General features: G+C 64.5%; 4 protein-coding genes. 2 read left to right on the forward strand and 2 right to left on the reverse strand.

All coding sequences use genetic code 11. The features are described from left to right. Positions 1–21: 21 nt before the first annotated feature. Together AC3WJE_RS07465 and AC3WJE_RS07470 are read right to left on the reverse strand one after the other, a co-directional pair. Entirely contained in the window at positions 22–2,124 is a 2,103-nt protein-coding gene (locus AC3WJE_RS07465; RefSeq protein WP_493730158.1) for a catalase, read from the reverse strand. A 223-nt stretch (positions 2,125–2,347) separates the two neighbouring features. Continuing rightward, complete coding sequence (locus AC3WJE_RS07470; RefSeq protein ID WP_493730159.1) at positions 2,348–3,352, reverse strand: hypothetical protein; 1,005 nt, start codon at positions 3,350–3,352, stop codon at positions 2,348–2,350. A gap of 927 nt (positions 3,353–4,279) precedes the next feature. Here AC3WJE_RS07470 and AC3WJE_RS07475 point away from each other — a divergent pair. Next, entirely contained in the window at positions 4,280–19,534 is a 15,255-nt protein-coding gene (locus AC3WJE_RS07475; RefSeq protein WP_493730160.1) for an ESPR-type extended signal peptide-containing protein, read from the forward strand. A gap of 148 nt (positions 19,535–19,682) precedes the next feature. Then, on the forward strand, positions 19,683–20,456 hold the full coding sequence (locus AC3WJE_RS07480; protein ID WP_493730161.1) for an outer membrane protein assembly factor BamE: 774 nt from the start codon (positions 19,683–19,685) through the stop codon (positions 20,454–20,456). Positions 20,457–20,653 lie beyond the last annotated feature (197 nt).

Here is a 20,653-nt window from a genome sequence, read left to right on the forward strand (position 1 = left end):
CGCTCTACCGGCAGATTCGGATCAGGCCAGCATCCTGACCTTTTTCTCGCGCGCCCATTGGCGCGTTTTGGCGGCGGCGATGAAGGCTTTGGTATCGCCGGCATCGACCACGCCCTTGTCCTTGCCGACGTTGCCGACCTTGAGCAGCGGTGCGCTGCCGGCATCGTGAGCGATCGCCTTCAGGTGCGCCCAGGCATCGGCGACGAAGCCGATCGCCGCCGAGTCCTTCGCCAATTGCTTGCCGGCCTCGGCGGACAGCACCACCGCGATCGCGTCGAACACGATCGAGGGCGTGCCGGCGAGTTGGCCGTCCGCGGCGAGTTGGGTGCCGTCGCTGAGTTTCCCGCCGCCTAGCTTGGGCGCGACGATCTTGACCGTCGCGCCGGCCGACTCGGCGGCCTTGCGCAACGCCTTCACCAGCGTCGCATCGGAGCCGTCGTCGATCAGGATGCCGACCGCGCGCCCCTGCAAGGTGTCCTTCATGCGGCCGATGATCTGTAGCGCTGGTGATAGCGGCAGATCGGTCGGTGCAACGGCGGCATGCGGCGCCGGTGGCAACGTCCGCAGGCCGAGACCGTCGGCCACGCGTTGTGCGAGGCTGGCATCGACATGGCGCAGGTGGCCGACGATCGCTTCACGCACATGCGCGGTCTCGACCTTGGACAGCTCGAATACCAGCGCCGAGGCGATGTGTGCCTGCTCCGGCGCGCTCTGGCTGCGATAGAACATGCGTGCCTGGCTGTAGTGATCGGCGAAGCTCTCGGCGCGGATGCGACCTTTCACTCCGTCGCTGGGCGTGGCGTGACTGACGAAACCGTGCGGACTGGCGCGCGGCGAATCCGGTTGCAGCGAGCTTGGTTCGTAGTTCACACGACCCTTGGGTATCTGCATCTGCATGTGGCCGTCGCGCTGCTGGTTGGCGAACGGGCACTTTGGTGTGTTGATCGGGATCTGGTTGAAATTGGGGCCGCCCAGGCGGCTCAGCTGGGTGTCCAGGTACGAGAACAGGCGCCCCTGCAGCAGCGGATCGTTGCTGAAGTCGATGCCGGGCACGATGTTGGCCGGGCAGAAGGCGACCTGTTCGGTCTCGGCGAAGACGTTGTCCGGCCAGCGATCCAGCACCATGCGGCCGACGATCTGCACCGGCACCCGTTCCTCGGGGATCAGCTTGGTCGGGTCGAGATGGTCGAACGGGAACCTCGCCGCCTCCTTCTCGGTGAACAACTGCACGCCGAATTCCCATTCGGGAAACGCGCCGGCCTGGATCGCCTCGAACAGGTCGCGGCGGTGGAAATCCGGATCGGCGCCGGCCAGTTTCACCGCCTCGTCCCATACCGTCGATTGCAGGCCCAGCTTCGGCCGCCAATGGAACTTCACGAACGTGCTCTCGCCCTTCTCGTTGAGCAGGCGGAAGCTGTGGATGCCGAAGCCTTCGATCGTCCGCAACGAGCGCGGGATCGCGCGGTCGCTCATCGCCCACATGACCATGTGGAAAGACTCGGGCGTGAGCGAGATGAAATCCCAGAACGTGTCGTGCGCGCTGCCCGCCTGCGGGAAACCGCGATCCGGCTCCATCTTCACCGAGTGGATCAGGTCCGGGAACTTGATCGCATCCTGGATGAAGAACACCGGGATGTTGTTGCCGACCAGGTCGAAGTTGCCTTCCTTCGTATAGAACTTGACGGCAAAGCCGCGCACGTCGCGCGGCGTGTCTACCGAGCCGGCGCCACCAGCCACGGTGGAGATGCGGGTGAACAGCGGGGTCTTCTCGCCGACTTCGGTCAGCAGCTTGGCGGTGGTGTACTTCGACAACGATCGGGTCAGCTCGAAGTAGCCGTGTGCGGCGCTGCCACGCGCATGCACGATGCGTTCGGGAATGCGCTCGTGGTCGAAGTGGGTGATCTTCTCGCGCAGGACGAAGTCTTCCAGCAATGTCGGCCCGAGCGGCGTGGCACGCAGCGAGTTCTGGTTGTCGGAGATTGCCAGTCCCTGATTGGTGGTCAGTACCGGATGAGCGCCGCCGGCCTGCTGCTGCAGCTCGTCGCCGTTGCCGCGGTGATCGCTGGCGTGGGGCTTGTCGGGAGTGGTGCGGGCGGGCTTGCCGGTCGGCTTGCTGGCGGCCATCGTGCGGTCCTGGGTTGGGTGGTGAACCCGGTCAGGGTGCGAACGAAGGTGTTAATCGTGGGTCGGTAATTGCACCGCTGCATGCACGTGGGCTTCACGGTTGCGTGATGGCGTTGCGTACGCGTGCTGCCACCGTGGCCGTTATACATGCCTTTCCTGTGGGCTCGGCCGCTTTCTCCGGGAGCGCCTGGAGCCGAGCTCGGCTCTACGGTGTGACGCGTTGCTAGAACGCCAGCCGGTCACCCTGTTGCGGCAGCACGAAGCGAACGTGCAGATCGTTGCGCTGCTGCAGCTGCGCCTGGATCGTGGCGCGGGTGTCGCGGCCGGGCTGAAGTGATGGCTTGATGTGCGTGATCACCACTGGCAGATCGCGCAATGCGTCGTCGCCACCGGCTTGCACAGCGAGAACGTGCAGCTCGCGCAGCAGCCAATGCGGCGTGAGGTGGCCGTAGAGATGATCGTCGTCCACATCGTCGGGGTAGGACGTCTCGATCACCACGGCTTTCAGTTCGCCGCGTTTGAGCAGCGGCGCGAGCCGTGTCCATGCCTGCGCCAGGCGCTCGCTGTGCTGCACGGCATCCGGACCGGTGTCGCCGAAGTAGGCCAGGTATGCATCGCCTGCGCGCAGCAGCAACATCGACGATTGCATGCGATCGTGCTGTAGCGGCAGCAGCAGGCCCTGCAGCGAGGTGCCTTCGATGGCGAACCACTGCCCGGGCTCCTCTTCGCGCAATGCGTACTGGCCCAACGCTGGTGGCGTACCGCGATCGGCGAAGTTCGGCCACGCGCTCCAGTTGAAGTAATCGCGGGATAGCGCATCCAGCGTCGAAGCCAACCCGTAGATCGGCTTGTGGGTGTCGTCGGTGGCGGCGATCAGCAGCCCGGCGACGTGATCCAGATGTGGGTGGCTGATGAAGTAGCCAGCAATGCGTTCGCGTAGCACACGACCGGCCGCAGAGGTCGTGTCCGTTGGCGAGGGTGGCGTGCCGAAGGCGCCGCGTTCCATCGCGCGCTCGATGCCGGGCAGCAGCGTGCCGGCATCGAGCGCCATGTAGCGATCATCGTGCGGCGTGCGTGCGAGCCAGGCGCTGAGGTTGCCGTCATGCAGGCCGCCTTGTACGCCGAGTGCGATCAACTCGAACGCGGGAGCGTTCCGTGTTGCATCGCCGGCGTGTGCGGGACGCATCGCGGCGAGGGCGAGCGAGGCGGCGAGCAGTAGGCGGACCATCGACGATGTCATCACGGCATGGTGGGCGGAGCGTGATGACAAGCATAGCGGTTGCGTGAGGCGTCTCGTTGCTGTCTTGAGTAGAAGCGGGTCCATGTGACCTTGGGCCATAAGTCGTACTGGACCATCACGATGAAATGAGTTCTTCGATCAAGGAACGTTCAATCAATTGGAGAGCATATTCACATAAGCAGTGAAGGGAATTTAAAGGGCGCGTGAAATAAGATGATTTCACGTGCTCTAGATATGCGGTGAGATATCGATACGCCTCCCAAAGGACGCATTGGTGGTTATTAATTTGAGGCGCGTGAGTCCCATCGATCCGTTTTGATCTAGACGGGTGCATGCAAGGAGATGCCTTGCTTTAATTCGGGAGAAACACTGGGTGTGTGGCAACGAATATTATGTGCATGGCGCGTGATGCCGCACTGATTGACCACATATCCATCTGCTGAAGATCGGGCTGGGCGCAATACGGGTTAGGGGCATGGGAGCTGGATATTTAGGTGTATTGGAGCAGTGGATGCCGTCAACTTCTCGTGATTGTGTGATTCGTATCCCGAATAAACATTATCTTTCCGCGAGTTTAATGGATCTCGCGGTGTAGGGATTTTTTTGTTCAAAAACTTCTGGGGCATGTGAATTCTGGTCATTGGCCGGAATGCCTGATGTCGTGCCGACGAAGTGATATTCAAATTTATTAATAGGGCGAGTCCATGCCGCGCCCTCAGGAAGGTTTATGCGTGACTTCAAAGCGAAGGTCTCCATGCCGGGGCCTTGACCGAGTTCCGAGCGAGGCCATCGACACAGGACCGCGACGCTACGGCGACGGGGATTCTCCCGTTCGTTCCGCTTTCGATGGCCGGGTCGCGATGCGCAGACGTACTTCGTCATAGACAAGCGGCCCGACGGCCCAGAGGAGGCGGTATGAACAAGATCTACAGCAAGGTTTGGAACGCATCCTTGAAGATGCTGGTGGTGGCCTCCGAGTTCGCGCGGATGCGTGGAAAGAGCGGGGGCTCGCGGCATGGCGCCGGACGCGCGCGCGGCACGCTTGCGGTGGGATTGCTCTGCCTGGCTTGCAGCGTCGGTGCTTTGGCGCAAAGCCAGCCACCAACCGAGGAAGAAGAAGCGGTGGCAAGTACGCCTTCGACCCAGGAAGAGGACGAGTCATCGCAGGTGCTGCTGGCGATGCCCAGCTACGCCGCGAATTTCGACATGGTCACGCCGATGGTGGATGTGACGCCGATGGCGGTGACGCTCGATGTGGTGAAGGTGAACGGCAACGCCCTTACGCAGCAGGCCGTGGCCACGGGCACCAACAACATGGCCATCGGCGCCAGCGCGAATGCAGGGGCGATCACCGGTGCCATTGCCATCGGTCCCGATTCCCTGGTCAGCAACGCTACGCTGGCCACCCTTGGGCAGCGCCGCACCGATGGCCTGGGTTTTCCCAGCAGCAGTGCGAGTGGAGGTGCCAGCGCCATCAGTCACAGCCCCATGGCCATTGGCAGTGATGCTCAGGCTACCGGCAGTGGCGATATGGCCATTGGTTCCAGCTCGCGCGCTACGGGAAGCGTAGGGATAGCCTTGGGTGTCAGCGCCAACGCAAGCAACAACAGTGCGATTTCGATCGGTCAGGCTGGCTTTGCCAGTGGTGGAAGTTCGCTGACCCTGGGCCGCATGGGCGTGGCCCAGGGCGATTTGAGCATGGCCATCGGCAACACGACGACCGCAATCGGGAACAGCAGTATCGCGATCGGCAACTCGGCCTATGCGACGGGCAACCGCGCCTTGGCTTTCGGCAATTCAGTCGCGGGCGGCACCACTCAGGACACCACGACCAACACGCGCGCAGTGGGCGTGGATTCGATCGCGTTCGGTACCACGGCGGTGGCATACAACAACAACGGGATAGCACTGGGCCTCAATGCGATCGCGGGTGTGAGCGGTTCGGCCTTGACCAACGACACGGCGATCGGTAACGGGGCCAGGGCCACCGGAGGCAATTCGGCGGCCCTGGGCAATGGCACAACGGCAAGCGCGGCAGGCGCCACGGCCCTGGGCGGCAATGCCACTGCCGGCGCCAATGCGCAGGCCACCAATGCGGTGGCCATCGGTGGGCAGTCGGTTGTGGCCGCAGCGGCTACTTCGGGTATCGCGATTGGGCGGGGGGCTACCGCCAATGGCGCTTTCGGCATTGCGCAAGGCGATGGCGTGATCAGTGGCGCCACCGGGCGGAACGTGGCGATTGGTTCGTCGGGCACCACTGCCAACTCCACGACGGCCGGCGGTGGTGCGGTGGCCATCGGTCGTGGACAGGTGGCGTCCGGTGACGGTGCCGTGGCGATTGGTGACCCCAACACGGTCACTGGATTGGGGGCGGTGGGCGTAGGCGCCAACAACACGGCTACAGGTCAGGGCGCCATGGCCGTTGGCAATGCCAACCAGGCACTGGCCGCTGGCACGGTGGCTTTGGGCGATAGCACTTATGCAAATGCCATAGGCGGCGTGGCCGCAGGTGAGAGCTCCAGGGCGACGGGAGCGGGCGCCGTCGCACAGGGCTATACATCTTTGGGTACGGGGCAGGGTGCGGCGGCACTAGGCTATTCATCCACTGCTACCGGTCAAGGCGCGGTGGCACTGGGTTTCACATCCACCGCCGGCGGACAAGGTGCGGTGGCGCTGGGCAACAACAGCAATGCCGCCACGGCGGCTGCCATCGCACTGGGTGATACCGCCCGAGCTACTGGCAACCAGACGATTGCCTTGGGCATCAATTCGCTCTCGTCCGGTTTGAATGATATTTCGATCGGTTCGGGAGCCAACGCGACGAGTACGACCGGCCAGAACATCGCTTTGGGTCAGGGTTCGGTCGCCAACGGTTCGCAAGGTGCAGTGGCCCTGGGTGGCAGTTCACGGGCCAGCGGATTGAACGCGACGGCGGTCGGCTCCAATGCACAGAGCCTGGCGCAGGGTACCTCGACGCTCGGCATCAGTGCGGTGGCCAACAATCTGAACTCCACGGCGCTGGGGTCCAATGCGGTGGCGGGTATCAACGGCGGTACGGTCACGCGTGACACCGCGGTGGGTGTATCGGCCAGCGCCACCGGTGGCAATTCGGCTGCGCTGGGAGCGAGCGCCAGTGCGTCGGGTGCGAATGGTATTGCACTGGGCGCCAACAGCGTGGCGAACAATGCGAACGCTGTTGCGCTGGGTTCGGGCAGCACCACGGCAGCAGCCGTGGCCACGAGCGGCGCCACCATCAACGGTACGGCTTACACGTTTGCCGGTACTGCGCCGGGTAGCACGGTGAGCGTAGGCACGGCCGGCAGTGAGCGCACGATCACCAATGTGGCAGCTGGTCGGGTGTCGTCGAGCAGCACCGATGCGGTGAACGGCAGCCAGTTGTTCGCCACCAACACGGCGGTGAACAGCCTGGGTACCCAGGTGACGAATCTGGCCAATGGCGGCGGCATCAAGTATTTCCACGCCAATTCCTCGCTGGCCGATTCCAACGCGGCGGGCGCCAACAGCGTGGCGGTGGGGCCGGTGTCCAATGCCTACAACGCCAACAGCATGGCGATGGGCAACGGCGCGGTGGCGGGTGTGAGCGGTTCGGCCACCATCGCCAATGACGTGGCGGTGGGTGGCAATGCGGCGGCCACCGGTGGCAACACGGTGGCGCTGGGCGCCAACGCGAAAGCTTCCGGCCTGGACAGTTCCGCGCTGGGTTTCAACTCGGCCGCTACCGGCATCACCAGCACGGCGCTCGGATACGCGACGGTCGCTTCGGCCACCGACGCGACGGCGGTGGGCAATGGTGCCAAGGCAACCAACAACCAGGACACGGCACTGGGCGTGACTTCGACCGCTTCGGGTGGCAACAGCACGGCGGTGGGTAATCAATCGGCGGCGACCGGTGCCAACGGCACGGCGATCGGCGGCTCGGCCGCGGCCAGCGGTGGGCAGTCCACGGCGGTGGGGTTGGGCGCCATCGCCAGCAACACCAACACCACGGCGCTGGGTGTCGGTACGCAGGCGACGAGCTTCGCGGCGGCCTCCTTCGGCAATCAGACCAAGGCCACAGGAGCGGCTTCGCTGGCGGCGGGTAACCTGTCCACTGCCAGTGGCGCCAGTGCGGTTGCCTTGGGCGACAGTGCCAATGCTTCGCAACAGAATGCATTGGCGATGGGAACCAGCGCGGCGGCGACGGCGGCCAATACGATTGCCTTTGGTGCGAGTGCGGCGGCCTCCACCGCGGGTGCGATTGCGATCGGCCAGAATGCGACGGCCAATGGTGGGCAGTCGGTGTCGATCGGCGTTGGCAACAAGGCGACCGGCAACGGTGCGGTCTCCATCGGCGATCCCAATATCACCAACGGCACCGGTGCCGTGGCGCTCGGTGCCAACAACATCGCGGCCGCCGATACCGGCGGTGTCGCAGCGGCCAACGGCGCCGTGGCGATCGGCAACGCGAACGTGGCGCTGGGGCAAGGCTCGGTGGCACTCGGCAGTACCGCGCAGGCCAACAACGCGGGATCGTTGGCGTTGGGCGATACCGCCGTGGTGCAGACTGCGGCAACGCGGGGCGTGGCCCTGGGTTCCGGCGCCACGGTGAGCAATGCCAACAGCGTGGCATTGGGCGCGGGCAGCACCACGGCAGCACCGCATACCGGCACTACCGCGATGTATGGCGGTACCGCCGCCGGCATTGCCAGTGCCACCAATGGCGTGGTCTCGGTGGGCACGGTGGGTGCGGAACGTCAGGTGCAGAACGTGGCGGCGGGCGTGATCTCGGCGACCAGCACGGATGCGATCAATGGTTCGCAGCTGTTTACGGTCACGACCGGCGTCAACAATCTTGGCAGCACCACGGCCAGCACGCTGGGCGGCGGCGCCAGCTACAACGCGGCCACGGGCAGCCTGAGCGGTTTCAGTCAGCCGATCAACAGCGTCAGCACTACCGGTGCGGTCAGTGGGCCGACCAATCAGACCAGCGTGGCCGGTGCGCTCGATGCCCTCAATGCCAACATCGACAACACCGCCAACATCGCGGTGAAGTACGACAGTGTGGGCGGCAATACGATCACGCTTGGTGCCACCGGCGGTAGCGGGGCGACCGGCACGGTGAAGATCACCAATCTCACGCCAGCCACGTTGAGCGCGAACAGCACCGATGCGGTGAACGGCTCGCAATTGTTCGCCACCAATACGACGTTGAGCAACATCGTCAACGGCGGTGGCATCAAGTATTTCCACGCGAATTCAACGTTGGCGGATAGCTCCGCAACCGGGACGAATGCGATTGCCATAGGTCCGCAGGCCGTGGCATCTGCCACCAACGCACTCGCCGCAGGTGTAGGGGCCCTGGCCAGCCAGGCCAGCGCAACGGCCGTGGGTAGCGGTGCTCACGCGAGCAATGGTTACGATGTGGCGCTGGGCGCAGGTGCTCTCGCATCGGGTGGCAACGCTGCGATCAATTCGGCGATTGCGATTGGATCCGGTCAGGCGACGAATGCCGGTGGCATTGCGATCGGCAATGCATTCAATGGGGGGCCGCAAGCCTCAGGGCGTGACTCGGTGGCGATCGGCACGCAGGCGAGGGCCACACAGAATGTTTCGACTGCGATCGGTGCGGGTTCCACAGCATCGGCAGCGGGTGCTTTCGCGGGTGGCCAGTCATCGGTAGCCAGCCAGACGAATGCAGTCGCGCTCGGTTTTGGTGCCAGCGCCGGTGCACAGGCCGGTGACGTGGCACTGGGCTCAGGCTCCGTGACGGCAGCGTCCAACCCGACTGCAAGCACGACGATCGGCGGCATCACCTACAACTTTGCCGGTACGACGCCGGCCAGCGTGGTGAGCGTGGGTTCGGTGGGTAACGAGCGCCAGATCACCAATGTGGCGGCAGGTCGGCTCAGTGCCACCAGCACCGATGCGGTCAACGGCAGCCAGCTGTTTGCCACCAACACCCAGGTAACGAGCAATACAACGGCCATCAACAGTCTCAATAATGGTGCTGGCATCAAGTACTTCCACACCAATTCCACCGGCGTGGACAGCACGGCCGGCGGTACCAACAGCACGGCCATTGGGCCGGCTGCGACAGCCAGCGCCGGCAATGCGATCGCGATCGGCAATGGTGCCAATGCAGGTAATGCCAACAGCGTGGCGTTGGGTGCGGGCAGCAGCACCGCGGCTCCGCATACCGGCACCACCGCGCTGTATGGAGGTACGGCTGCCGGCATCGCCAGTGCTGCCAATGGTGTGGTCTCGGTGGGTGCGGTGGGCGCGGAACGTCAGCTGCAGAACGTGGCGGCCGGTGTGGTTTCGGCGACCAGCACGGATGCGATCAATGGCTCGCAGCTCAATTCGGTGGTGGCCGGTGTGAACACGCTGGGTAGCTCGACCGCCGGCACGCTCGGTGCCGGCGCTACGTACGATCCCGCCACGGGCAATCTCAGTGGCTTCAGCCAGCCGATCAACAGCGTCAGCACTGTCGGCGCGGTGGGAGCTGTCACCAATCAGACCACGGTGGCGGGTGCGTTGAGTGCGCTGAACACCAATGTCAACAACACCGCCAACATCGCGGTGAAGTACGACAGCGTGGGCGGCAACACCATCACGCTTGGGGCTACTGGCGGTGTCGGTGCCACCGGCACGGTGAAGATCACCAACCTGACCGCCGCTGACCTCAGTGCGACCAGCACCGATGCGGTGAACGGTTCGCAGCTGTATGCGACCAACCAGACCATCAGCACCATCAACAACGGGGGTGGTATCAAGTATTTCCACACCAACTCCACCGGTGTGGACAGCACGGCCAGTGGCACGGATAGCACGGCTATCGGTCCCGCTGCGACAGCCAGCGTCAGCAATGCGATCGCGATCGGCAATGGCGCCAATGCAGGTGATGCCAACAGCGTGGCATTGGGCGCGGGCAGCACTACGGCGGCACCACATGCCGGCACCACCGGGCTTTACGGCGGAACAGCCGCCGGTATAGCCAGTGCCGCCAATGGTGTGGTTTCAGTGGGGGCGGCCGGTGCGGAGCGTCAGCTGCAGAACGTGGCGGCGGGCGTGGTGTCGGCGACCAGTACCGACGCGATCAACGGCTCGCAGCTCAACTCGGTGGTGACGGGTGTGGATGCGTTGGGTAATTCGACTGCCGGAACGCTCGGTGGCGGAGCTGCCTACGATCCGGTCACCGGTCAGATCAGCGGTTTCAGCCAGCCGATCAACAGCATCAGCACTGTCGGCGCGGTCGGAGGTACCACCAACCAGACCACGGCGGCAGGCGCGTTGGATGCGCTCAACACCAACGTCAACAACACCGCCAACATCGCGGTGAAGTACGACAGTGTGGGCGGCAATACGATCACGCTGGGAGCAAGCGGCGGTGCCGGTGCCACCGGTACGGTGAAGATCACCAATCTGACGCCCGGTGATATCAGCGCTGCCAGCACCGATGCGATCAATGGCTCGCAGCTCAACTCGGTGGTGACCGGTGTGGATGCGCTGGGCAATTCGACTGCCAGTACGCTCGGTGGTGGGGCGACGTACGATCCGGCCACCGGCCAGATCAGCGGTTTCAGTCAGCCGATCAACAGCGTCAGCACTGTCGGCGCGGTCGGAGGTACCACCAACCAGACCACGGTGGCCGGTGCATTGGATGCGTTGAACAGCAACGTCAACAACACCGCCAATATCGCGGTGAAGTACGACAGCGTCGGGGGCAACACCATCACGCTTGGGGCCACAGGTGGGGCCGGCGCCACCGGCACGGTGAAGATCACCAACCTGACCCCCGCTGATCTCAGTGCCACCAGCACCGATGCAGTGAACGGCTCGCAGCTGTATGCCACCAACCAGCAGATCGACAACATCAACAACGGCGGCGGCATCAAGTACTTCCACGCCAACTCCACGCTGGCCGATTCCTCCGCCACCGGGACTGACAGCACCGCAGCAGGTCCAGCCGCTGTCGCCGGTGGAACCAATGCCACGGCGGTGGGCAACGGCGCTACCGCGTCGGGCGGCGATACATCTGCATTCGGCAGTGGCTCCCGCGCGCTGGGCACCAATGCCACGGCCGTAGGCAGCAACAGCACGGCCAACGGTGTGAACGGCATCGCGCTCGGCGTCAATGCCAGCAGCGGAACCAATGGCAACGGCCTGGCCGTGGGTTCGGCGGCTACCGCCAGTGGGGGTTCTTCCACCGCCATTGGTGGTCATGCCGCCGCCAGCAATACCTATGCGATTGCCCTCGGCGATACGGCGCTTTCCAGCAACGTTCAAAGTGTTGCGATCGGCCGGCAGTCCCGGGCGACCAACACCAGCAGTGTTGCCGTGGGTGCCGGTGCTGCGGCGACCAACGCCAACAGCGTGGCATTGGGTGCGGGAAGCACTACAGTGGCGCCGAATACCGGCACCACGGCGCTATATGGGGGAACGGCCGCCGGTATCGCGAGTGCCGCCAACGGTGTGGTCTCGGTGGGCACGGCCGGCGCGGAACGTCAGCTGCAGAACGTGGCGGCGGGTGTGATCTCGGCCACCAGCACCGACGCGATCAATGGCTCGCAACTCAACTCGGTAGTGACCGGTGTGGATGCGCTGGGCAATTCGGCCGCTGGAACACTCGGAGGTGGGGCCACGTACGATTCCGCCACCGGCCAGGTCAGTGGCTTCAGCCAGCCGATCAACAGCGTCAGCAGTACCGGCGCGGTCAGTGGCCCATCGAATCAGACCACGGTCGCAGGGGCATTGAGCGCTCTCAACAGCAACGTCAACAACACCGCCAATATCGCGGTGAAGTACGACAGTGTGAGCGGCAACACGATCACCTTGGGCGCTACAGGCGGTGCCGGTGCTGCCAGCACGGTGAAGATCACCAACCTCACGCCTGGGGACTTGAGTGCCACCAGCACCGATGCGGTGAATGGCTCGCAGTTGTATGCGACCAACCAGACCATCAGCAACATCAACAATGGTGGTGGCATCAAGTATTTCCACACCAACTCTGCCGGCGTTGACAGCTCGGCCAGTGGTACGGACAGCACGGCCATTGGCCCGGCGGCGATAGCCAGCACCAGCAATGCGATTGCGATCGGCAACGGTGCCAATGCCAATCAGGCCAACAGCGTGGCGTTGGGTGCAGGTAGCTCCACCGCCGCGCCCAACACCGGTACCACAGCGTTGTATGGCGGAACGGCCGCTGGCATCGCCAGTGCTGCCAATGGTGTGGTTTCGGTGGGGGCGGCCGGTGCGGAGCGTCAGTTGCAGAACGTGGCGGCGGGTGTGGTGTCGGCGACCAGTACCGACGCGATCAACGGCTCGCAGCTCAACTCGGTGGTGACGGGTGTGGATGCGTTGGGTAATTCGACTGCCGGAACGCTCGGTGGCGGAGCTGCCTACGATCCGGCCACCGGTCAGATCAGCGGTTTCAGCCAGCCGATCAACAGCATCAGCACTGTCGGCGCGGTCGGAGGTACCACCAACCAGACCACGGTGGCAGGCGCGTTGGATGCGCTCAACGCCAACGTCAACAACACCGCCAACATCGCGGTGAAGTACGACAGCGTGGGCGGCAACACCATAACGTTGGGAGCGACCGGCGGTGCCGGTGCCACCGGTACGGTGAAGATCACCAACCTCACCCCCGGCGATCTGAGCGCCACCAGCACCGATGCGGTGAACGGCTCGCAGCTGTATGCGACCAACCAGCAGGTCGACAACATCAACAACGGCGGCGGCATCAAGTACTTCCACGCCAATTCCACCGCAGCGGACTCCTCCGCCACCGGCACCGACAGTGTGGCGATCGGCCCGCAGGCGGTGGCCAGCGGCGTGGCTTCGATGGCGGCCGGCTTGCAGGCCAGTGCAAGCGTGAACGGGGCTCTGGCGCTGGGTTCGCAAAGTTCGGCGACGGTGTTGGGGAGTGTGGCGATCGGTCAAGGTTCGATCGCCAATCGGGCCATCGCACCCAGCACCGGCCTCATTCCCGTAGGCAGTGGTGTGATTCGCTACGACACCACCGATGCGATCTTGCTGGGTGCGGTGTCGTTCGGACAGAACGGTCAATACCGCCAGCTCACCAACGTGGCCGATGGTATGAGTGCGCACGATGCGGTCACGCTGCGGCAGCTGACGGGCGCGATGACCTCGCTGTCGTCCACCGGCACGCTCTACTTCCATGCCAATTCCACGGCTGGCGATTCGCTGTCGGTGGGCGATCAGGCCATCGCGGTCGGCCCGCTGACGGTGGTGAACGGCGACAACGGCATAGGTGTCGGCAACAACGCGCAGGTCAGCCAGGCAGGCGCGGGCGGTATTGCGATCGGCCGCAATACGCAGGTGCTGATGGCCTCGGGCATTGCGATGGGAACGCAGGCGCAGGCCACCGGTGAGCAATCGGTGGCGTTGGGTGCGGGCGCGGTTTCCAGCGATGCGTTGAGCGTGGCGTTGGGTTCGGGTTCGACGACTGGTGGGGTGAACGCCGGCACCACCGCGCTTTACGGTGGAACGGCGGCCGGTCCTGCCAGTGCACTGGCAGGTACGGTGTCGATCGGTTCGGTCGGCAAGGAACGCCAGGTACAGAACGTGGCGGCGGGCGTGATCTCCGATACCAGTACCGATGCGATCAACGGCTCGCAGCTCAACTCGGTGGTGACCGGCGTGGATGTGCTGGGCGATTCGACGGCGGGCACGCTCGGAGGTGGTGCTACGTACGATCCCGCCAGCGGCCAGGTCAGTGGCTTCAGCCAGCTGATCAACAGCGTCAGCACCACTGGTGTGGTGGGAGCTGGCGCCAATCAGACCACGGTAGCAGGTGCGTTGGATGCGCTGAACAGCAACGTCAACAACACCGCCAACATCGCGGTGAAGTACGACAGCGTGGGCGGTAACACCATTACGTTGGGAGCGACCGGCGGTACGGGGGCCACGGGTACGGTGAAGATCACCAACCTCACCCCCGGCGATCTGAGTGCCACCAGCACCGATGCGGTGAATGGCTCGCAGTTGTACGCCACCAACCAGCAGATCGATGACATCAACAACGGTGCCGGCATCAAGTATTTCCACACCAACTCCACCGGTGTGGACAGCACGGCCGGTGGTGCCGACAGCACGGCCATTGGGCCGGCTGCGGTAGCCAGCGCCAGCAATGCCATCGCGATCGGCAATGGTGCCACGGCGGGTAATGCCAACGGCGTGGCGTTGGGGGCAGGCAGCATCACGGCCGCACCCAACACCGGTACCACGGCGTTGTACGGTGGAACGGCCGCTGGTATCGCCAGTGCTGCCAATGGCGTGGTTTCAGTAGGTGCGGCCGGTGCGGAGCGGCAGTTGCAGAACGTGGCGGCCGGTGTGGTCTCCGACACCAGTACCGATGCGATCAATGGGTCGCAGCTCAACTCGGTGGTGGCCGGCGCGAATGCATTGGGCGATTCGACCGCGAGCACGCTCGGGGGTGGTGCTACGTACGATCCCGCCACCGGCCAGGTCAGTGGCTTCAGCCAGCCGATCAACAGCGTCAGCACCACCGGTGCGGTGGGAGCTAGCGCCAATCAGACCACGGTGGCAGGTGCGTTGGATGCGCTGAACAGCAACGTCAACAACACCGCCAACATCGCGGTGAAGTACGACAGTGCAGGAGGCAACACGATCACGTTGGGTGCGACCGGCGGTACCGGTGCCACCGGCACGGTGAAGATCACCAACCTCGCCCCCGGCGATCTGAGTGCCACCAGCACCGATGCGGTGAATGGTTCGCAGCTGTATGCGACCAATCAGCAGATCGACAACATCAACAACGGCGCCGGCATCAAGTATTTCCACGCCAACTCCACGCTGGCTGATTCCACGGCCACCGGCACCGACAGTGTGGCGATCGGGCCTGCTGCTGCGTCCAGTGCCGGCAATGCGATCGCGATCGGCAACGGCGCCACGGCGGGTAATGCCAACAGCGTCGCCCTGGGCGCGGGCAGCATTACCGCAGCGCCCAATACCGGGACGACAGCGTTGTACGGTGGGACAGCTGCGGGTATCGCCAGCGCTGCCAATGGCGTGGTCTCGGTGGGCGCGGCAGGTGCGGAGCGTCAACTGCAGAACGTGGCGGCCGGTGTGGTCTCCGATACCAGTACCGATGCGATCAATGGCTCGCAGCTCAACTCGGTGGTGACCGGTGCGAATGCATTGGGCGACTCGACCGCGAGCACGCTCGGCGGCGGGGCTACCTACGATCCGGCCACCGGTCAGGTCAGTGGCTTCAGCCAGCCGATCAACAGCGTCAGCGGCACCGGTGCGGTGGGGGCGACCACCAACCAGACCACGGTGGCAGGTGCACTGGATGCGCTGAACAGCAACGTCAACAACACCGCCAACATCGCGGTGAAGTACGACAGCGCGGGTGGCAACACGATCACGCTGGGAGCGACCGGTGGAACCAGTGCCACCGGCACGGTGAAGATCACCAATCTGACGCCCGGCGACATCAGCACCACCAGCACCGATGCGATCAATGGTTCACAGCTCAATTCGGTGATGACCGGCGTGAACGCGTTGGGCGATTCGACTGCCAGTACGCTGGGCGGTGGTGCTACTTACGATCCCACCACAGGCAATCTCGGCGGCTTCAGTCAGCCGATCAACGGCGTCAGCACAACGGGGGCGATCACGGGGCCGACGTCGCAGACCACGGTGTCCGGTGCGCTGGATGCGCTCAACAGCAACGTCAACAACACCGCCAACATCGCGGTGAAGTACGACAGCGTGGGCGGCAACACCATCACGCTGGGAGCGACCGGCGGTGCCGGTGCCGTCGGCACGGTGAAAATCACCAACCTCGCCCCGGCCACATTGAGCGCGAGCAGTACGGATGCGGTGAACGGCTCGCAGCTGTATGCGACCAACCAGCAGGTCGACAACATCAGCAACGGCGGTGGCATCAAGTACTTCCACGCCAACTCCACGGCGGCGGATTCCTCTGCGGCCGGGGCGGAAAGCGTGGCGATCGGTCCTGCGGCCGTGTCCAGTGCCGCCAATGCGGTCGCGCTCGGCAACGGTGCCACGGCGGGAGATGTCAACAGCGTCGCCCTGGGCGCGGGCAGCACCACGGCTGCACCCAATACCGGCACTACGGCGCTGTACGGTGGAACCGCAGCCGGCATCGCCAGTGTCGCCAACGGTGTGGTTTCGGTGGGTGCGGCCGGCGTGGAACGCCAACTGCAGAACGTGGCGGCCGGCGTGATCTCCGCGACCAGCACGGATGCGATCAATGGCTCGCAGCTTTACGCGGTGGCGATCGGTGTCGATGTGCTGGGCAACAGCACGGCCACGATCCTGGGCGGCGGTGCGAGTTTCGATCCCGCCACCGGCAATCTCGATGGGTTCAGTCAGCCGATCAACAGTGTAAGCAGCACCGGTGCGGTGGGAGCTACGACCAACCAGACCACGGTTTCGGGTGCACTCGATGCGTTGAACAGCAACGTCAACAACACCGCCAACATCGCGGTGAAGTACGACAGCGTAGCTGGCAACACCATCACCCTCGGAGCCACCGGCGGTGCGGGGGCCACAGGCACGGTCAAGATCACCAACCTCACGCCCGGTGATCTGAGTGCCACCAGTACCGATGCAGTGAACGGCTCGCAGCTGTATGCGACCAACCAGCAGATCGACAACATCAACAACGGTGGCGGCATCAAGTACTTCCGCACCAACTCCACAGCGCCCGACAGCTCGGCCGCGGGCACGGACAGCACCGCAATCGGTCCGCAGGCCGTGGCGGGTGGTACAGGATCGTTCGCTGCTGGCTCGCAGGCGAGTGCGAGCATGGACGGGGCCGTGGCGCTGGGTCAGCAAAGCCAGGCGCAGGTGCTGGGTAGCGTGGCGATCGGCCAAGGTTCGATCGCCAATCGGGCCATCGCGCCCACCAGCGGATCCATTCCGGCCGGTACCGGCGCCGTCCATTACGACACCAGTGATGCGACCTTGCTGGGTGCGGTGTCGTTCGGCCAGAACGGCCAGTATCGCCAGCTGACCAACGTCGCCGACGGATCCGAACAGCACGATGCGGTGACCGTGCGCCAGCTGCAGGGGGCGATCACGTCGGTGACGTCCACCGGCACGCGTTACTTCCACGCCAACTCCACCGCTGGCGATTCGCTGTCGGTGGGCGATCAGTCCATCGCGGTTGGTCCGCTGACGGTGGTGAATGGAGATAACGGTGTAGGTATCGGCAACAACGCGCAGGTCAGCCAGGCGGCGGCGGGCGGCATTGCGATCGGTCGCGATACGCAGGTGCTGATGGTCTCGGGTATCGCGATGGGGTCGCAGGCGCAGGCCAATGGCGAACAATCGGTGGCGCTGGGTGCGGGCGCGGTTTCCAACGATGCATTGAGCGTAGCGTTGGGCTCGGGCTCGAGCACCGGTGCGGTGAATACCGGCACCACGGCGCTTTACGGCACCACGGCGGCCGGTCCTGCCAGCGCGTCGGCCGGTACGGTGTCGATCGGCTCGGCCGGCAAGGAGCGGCAACTGCAGAATGTCGCGGCGGGCGTGATTTCCGACACCAGCACCGATGCGATCAATGGTTCGCAGCTCTACGCGGTGGCGATCGGTGTCGATGCGTTGGGCGGCAGTGTCGCCAGTACCTGGGGCGGTGGTGCCACCTACAATCCCGCCACCGGTCAGATCAGCGGTTTCAGCCAGCCGATCAGCAGCGTCAGCAGCACCGGCGCAGTCGGAGCCACCACCAACCAGACCACGGTGGCAGGCGCGCTGGATGCGTTGAACAGCAACGTCAACAACACCGCCAACGTTGCGGTGAAGTACGACAGTGCAGGCGGCAACACCATTACGCTCGGCGCTACCGGCGGCGCCAGTGCGCCTGCGGGCGGTGTGACGATCACCAATCTGGCCGCTGGCGAGCTGAGCGCCACCAGCACCGATGCGGTGAACGGCTCGCAGTTGTATGCCACCAACCAGCAGATCGAAAACATCGCCAATGGTGGCGGCGTGAAGTACTTCCACGCCAACTCCACCGGTGCCGATTCGCAAGCCGTTGGCAGCAACAGCGTCGCGGCGGGGCCGGGTGCGGTGTCGGGAGGCAATGCGAGCGTGGCGCTGGGCAGTGGCGCACAGGCCAGCCAGGACAACTCGGTGGCGCTGGGTGCCGGCTCGACCACCTCGGTTGGTGCCCAGCAGCAGTACACGGGCGCTTACATGGCCAACAACAGCAGCAGTTCGACGGGTGAGGTGTCGGTAGGTTCGCAGGGTGCCGAGCGGCAGGTCACCAACGTCGCGGATGGTTCGGCCGATCACGACGCGGTGAATGTCCGGCAGCTGCAGTCGGGCGTGGCCAATGCCGTGCAGCAGGCCAATGCGTATACCGACCAGCAGATCACCACGGTAGTGAACAGCGGAAACAATGGCCTGTTCCGTGCCAATTCCAGCGGCGCCACCACCAGCACGCCAACCTCGTCGGGCAGCAATTCCTCCGCCGGCGGTGCGGGTGCGGTGGCGTCGGCGACCAACAGCACGGCGCTGGGCAACAACGCCGTCGCCAGCGGCACCAACGCGGTGGCATTGGGGCAGGGCTCGGTGGCCGATCGTGACAACACCGTGTCGGTGGGGAGCGCGGGCAATGAGCGGCAGATCGCCAACGTGGCGGCCGGCACGCAAGGTACCGACGCGGCCAACGTCAATCAGCTCAACGCCGTCCAGGCCGGCAGTGTGCAATACGACCGCAACAGCGATGGCAGTGCCAACTACACGAGTGTCACGATGAACAGTGGTGGTGCGGCGGCCACGATCCACAACGTGGCTGCCGGTACATCGGCCACCGATGCGGTGAACGTGGGGCAATTGAACGCCTTGCAGGAATGGTCGCGGAACTACACCGACGAGCGTTACGACAGCCTGCGTTCGGATATCAACAAGGTGAACAACCAGGCGAGCGCGGGTACTGCGTCGGCAATCGCAGTGGCCAGCCTGCCGCAGGCCTACATGCCGAACCAGAGTTCGACCGCGGTGGCGCTGGGCAGCTTCCAGGGCGAGTCCGCGATCGCCATCGGTGTGTCCACCATCTCCGAGAGCGGTCGCTGGGTCTACAAGCTCAGCGGCACCTCCAACACGCGCGGCGACAGAGGCGTGGGTGTGGGGGCGGCACTGGTGTGGTGATCGATGACGGCGGTTCCGGCCGACGCTCAAGATCGGAGCCGCAGCCATGAGTGGGAAGCATCCCGAGCCAACGATTGATCACTTGGAGGTTTTGCTCATGAACTGCATCACATCAAGATGGACCCTCGGCGTAGCAGCAGGAGCTGCGTTGGCGATAGCCGCAGGCTGCAGCACCTCGCCGTTCGGCAGGCATATGGGCAAGGATGGCGCAAATGCCGGGACGAGCGATTTCCCGGCGCCGGAGCGCGCCCGGCCCAAGGGCGGCACATTGCCGGATCTGGACAACCTGCGCCGCATCGAACCCGGTACGACCAAGGCGCAGGTGCAGAACCTGTTGGGCCCGCCGCACTTCCGCGAAGGTGTATGGCATGTGCGTGAGTGGAACTACTTGTTCAATCTGCGCGGCGACGGCCGCACCACGGTCTGCCAGTACAAACTGCACTTCAACGAAAAGGAAGAAGTACGCGGCATCTATTGGAAGCCGGCATCCTGCGCCGATCTGCTGGCGTCTAAGCAGCCCGAAAGACACCATGACAGGCCGCATGAAGTGACGGCACCGATGCGGTTTTCCGCCGATACGTTGTTCGATTTCGGCCGCCACACGCTGAAGCCGGAGGGGCGCGCGCAACTGGATGGCCTGCTGGAGAAACTGCGCAGCACCAGTGAAGCCCACAACCTGAGCGTGACCGGCTACGCCGATCGCATCGGCAAGACCAGCTACAACCGCGAGCTTTCGCTGCGGCGCGCCGAGGCGGTGAGGGACTATCTGGTGACGCGCGGAATTCCGGCCGGACGCATCGACGTGCACGGCCTTGGCAGCGACAACCCGGTCGTGCAATGCGAGGACCACAAGCAACGCAGGCAGCTGGTCGCGTGTCTGGCGCCGAATCGGCGTGTGGAGATATCCGCGACGACCAGATGAGTAGTTGGGTTCCATGTTCGTTGCTTGCAGATGTGTCGCGGCCTATCGACCGTCGTCCCCGCGAGACGCCTTTCAGCAGCCGGATGGCTGATCAGGCGGGGACCCAGTGACTTGAGGCCGAACGATTCCGCTGGCAATGCCGACCTGTGTAGGAGCGACTTCAGTCGCGACGGGCTTTACCGGTAAAGCCCGTCGCG

The sequence above is a fragment of the Pseudomonas sp. GW821-FHT07E12 genome, from assembly GCF_058986605.1.

Bases quoted from the DNA above. Each gene is read 5' to 3' on its own strand.
- AC3WJE_RS07465 (WP_493730158.1), bottom strand. From the start codon at position 2,124: ATGGCCGCCAGCAAGCCGACCGGCAAGCCCGCCCGCACCACTCCCGAC.
- AC3WJE_RS07470 (WP_493730159.1), bottom strand. From the start codon at position 3,352: ATGGTCCGCCTACTGCTCGCCGCCTCGCTCGCCCTCGCCGCGATGCGT.
- AC3WJE_RS07475 (WP_493730160.1), top strand. From the start codon at position 4,280: ATGAACAAGATCTACAGCAAGGTTTGGAACGCATCCTTGAAGATGCTG.